At 69.2% G+C, this 2,889-nt stretch carries 3 protein-coding genes; 2 read left to right on the top strand and 1 reads right to left on the bottom strand.

The genetic code is table 11. The features are described 5' to 3' along the window. The first annotated feature begins 201 nt into the window (after window positions 1-201). Entirely contained in the window at window positions 202-876 is a 675-nt protein-coding gene (locus tag ACFV61_RS17735; protein ID WP_380492541.1) for a hypothetical protein, read from the top strand. A 53-nt stretch (window positions 877-929) separates the two neighbouring features. On the opposite strand, the gene ACFV61_RS17730 is transcribed toward ACFV61_RS17735, so the two are convergent. After that, window positions 930-1,547, bottom strand: a complete 618-nt coding sequence (locus tag ACFV61_RS17730) for a TetR/AcrR family transcriptional regulator (RefSeq protein ID WP_380492539.1) — start codon at window positions 1,545-1,547, stop codon at window positions 930-932. Between the two features lie 114 nt (window positions 1,548-1,661). On the opposite strand from ACFV61_RS17730, the gene ACFV61_RS17725 reads away from it, so the two are divergent. Then, window positions 1,662-2,714, top strand: coding sequence for an alpha/beta hydrolase (locus ACFV61_RS17725; RefSeq protein ID WP_380492537.1), 1,053 nt, complete (start codon window positions 1,662-1,664; stop codon window positions 2,712-2,714). Window positions 2,715-2,889: the final 175 nt, after the last annotated feature.

The raw sequence follows: 2,889 nt of genomic DNA, 5'->3' as shown, positions 1-2,889 counted from the left end.
TCGTCATCCGTCAGAACCACTTCGACCGTCGGCCGACCCATACGCGCCATGAGCCCAGCATACTTCTATAGCTTTCCTAAGACTCAGGACACTAGAACAGGACCAATCATCTGATTTCGGATGAGTATCTCTGCGGATAGAGATCGGCCGATCACCGAAATAGGTTTCTTGCTGACCGAAGGTTGTCGGGAGGGGAAGCCAGTGGGCGATCTCAAGGTTGACCCGGGCGAGATATACAAGTCCGCAGGTGTAGCGCGGGCCATCGGCGAGGACTTCGCGAAGCCTTGTCAGGCAGCCGTCACTGCCAGTCACGCGGCTGTCGGTCAGCTGACGGGTTGGTCGGTGGCCGCGCGCCGTGTCGGAGCCCGACGTCTGGGCGCTGCCGCGTTGGCGCTCTGCCTGCCCCTGATCCTCGGAGGATGTATGTCCACGCCCGGCCCCAGCGATCCTCTCCCGGTCAAGGCCCGCCAGGACGCCCAGGGCTGGGCCAAGCACATGACCGAGGACATGGCGCAGACAGCTGGAATCACCCTCGACGCCGGCAGCGTCGAGCCGCTCTTCAGCGACTGTGTCGGCAGGAACGACGAGGTCGTCAAGGACGGCCGGTACAAGCTGTCGTACGCGGTCCACAGCTCCACCCCGCTCGAACAGCACCCCGAAGCCATCCGCAAGGTCCGCGCGATGCTCGAGCAGCAGGGCTTCAAGATCGACGGCTATCGGGAGAGCGCCAACGGCAAGGTGGACACAGTCCTCGACGCATCCCAGGCGTCGAGCCGGTACCTGATCTCCGTTGAGACCACGAAGGGAGGACTTCTCCTCTTCCTGGTCAAGACCCCCTGCCTGATGCCTCCCGCAGCAACGGAGACTCCTCGCTGACACCACCTTGCCGCGGGGCGGTTCCCTGGCTCCTCCCTTTCAGGCCGTCCCTCTCAGGTCGTCCCTCGCAGGCCGTTCAGCACCATGTCCGTCAGGCGCTCCGGCAGATCCGGCTCGATCGGGCGGTGGCCGAGCAGGCAGCGGGTCTGGAGCGGGGCGCAGAGCAGTTCCAGTGCCAGGGCCGTGTCGGTGCCCGTCGGGAGTTCCCCGCGTTCGACGGCCCGGCTGACGATGACGCCGGCCTGGTCGAGGCGAGACTGCCAGAAGGTCTGCCAGGCCTCGGCGAGGTCGGGGTCGTCGGAGCTGAGTGCGGCCGCCCGGGCGACGGAACGGCCGGTCGGGGTGGCGAGGTACTCGGCCAGCGCGCGGGCGAAGGCGGCCAGGTCGGTGCGGACGGCTCCGGTGTCGGGGACGGGGATGCCTTCGTTGCTGCCGGTGAGCATGGCGTCCAGTACGAGCTTCTCCCGACTTCCCCAACGCCGGTACACCGTGGTCTCGTTGACCCCTGCGCGGGCCGCGACCCCGGCGATGCTGAGCCGGTCGATGCCCTCCTCGGCCAGCACCTCCGTGGCAGCCGCCAGAACGGCCTGGCGGACGCGCGCGGCACGGCCGCCCGGGCGGCGGCGGATCGGCTCCGGCGCTGGCGCCGGCTCCGGCTCTTCTTCGGTCATGTGTCGATCACCTCGGCCACCACATTAACGCAAGGGCGCTTGCATTAGATGCCGCTCGGGCGCATAGTCGTTAATGCAAGCGTCCCGGCTTTAAGTGCAGCAGGAGGCACCACTATGTCCTTCACCTGGCCCCTGGACCCGCAGGACCTGTTCGTCGAGCGTTACCCGCAGATGACCCTCGGCCTCCCCGTCGACGAGGTGGACGCCGTCCGCGCCGCCGTCACCGAGATGTGGCCCGACCGGCCCGGCAGCTGGGTGTACGAGTGGTCCACCCTCGCCGCCCGGCACGCCGAGGCCGGGCGCCACCGTCTGGCCGCGCAGGCGTACGGCTGGGCCAAGTTCCCCTCGCTCGCCGACGACCCGAAGCGAACCGCGCTCGCCCGCCAGGTCGAGCAGTACGTCCTCGCGGCCCCCGGCTTCCCGGTGGAGTTCGAGCGCCGCACGCTCACCGTCCCGTACCGCGGCGGCACCGCCACCCTGCCGATCCACCTGATGGCCGCCCCCGGCCTGCCCGCCGACGCGCCGGTCGTGCTGGCCAGCGGCGGCGTGGACTCCTGGAAGACAGACCTGCACGGCATGTGGGAGCAGCTCGCGTTCACCCTGCCGGCGCGGCTGCTGCTGTTCGACCTCCCCGGCACCGGCGAGACCGCCCACCTGCCGATGACCCCGGACGGCGGGGCCGAGGTGATCGCCGGACTGGTCTCCTTCGCCCGCGCGGCCGGCAACGGAAAGGTCGGGCACTTCGGCATCTCGATGGGCGGCTACTACTCCGCCCGGACCGGACTGACGGGGTCGGTGGACGCCTCCGTGGTGCTCGGCGGCCCGGTGGAGCGCTCCTTCGCTCCCGGTCGCGGCTTCGCCTTCGGCATGGACGGCATCGTCGGCAACGCCCTGGGCTTCGACGCCGCGCCGAGTGGGGCCGAGCTGGAGAACGCCTTCGCGGCGTTCGACCTGCGCCCGCTGCTGGACCAGGACGCCAACGGGCCGATGCTGGTGGTCAATGGCACCGAGGACGTCCACGTCCCACTGGACGACACCCTGGTGTTCAAGGGTCGCCGGGACACCCGGGTCGAACTGATCCCGGACACCGGCCACTGCGCCATCTCGCGCTTCAGCGAGGCGATGGCCGTGATCGCCCCTTGGCTGAAGGACACCCTGGCCGGCTGATCCGGCGCTCCTGCCGTAGGGAGCTCACCGTGGCAGTCGGTTCAGGTCCGGGACGGCTTCCTTCGTCTGGGACTGTGTCGGTTCGCCACACAGGAGCGGCCGGGCGACACGACGGTCGACCGGGGTCGTATACACAAAACCCCGCCCACCCGACCACACTGTGTCTGGGTGTGCG

The sequence above is a fragment of the Kitasatospora sp. NPDC059817 genome (assembly GCF_042731835.1).
Lineage (GTDB): Bacteria > Actinomycetota > Actinomycetes > Streptomycetales > Streptomycetaceae > Kitasatospora.
Note: the sequence above shows the minus strand (reverse complement) of the source record. Positions and strands in the feature narration are given on the sequence as shown.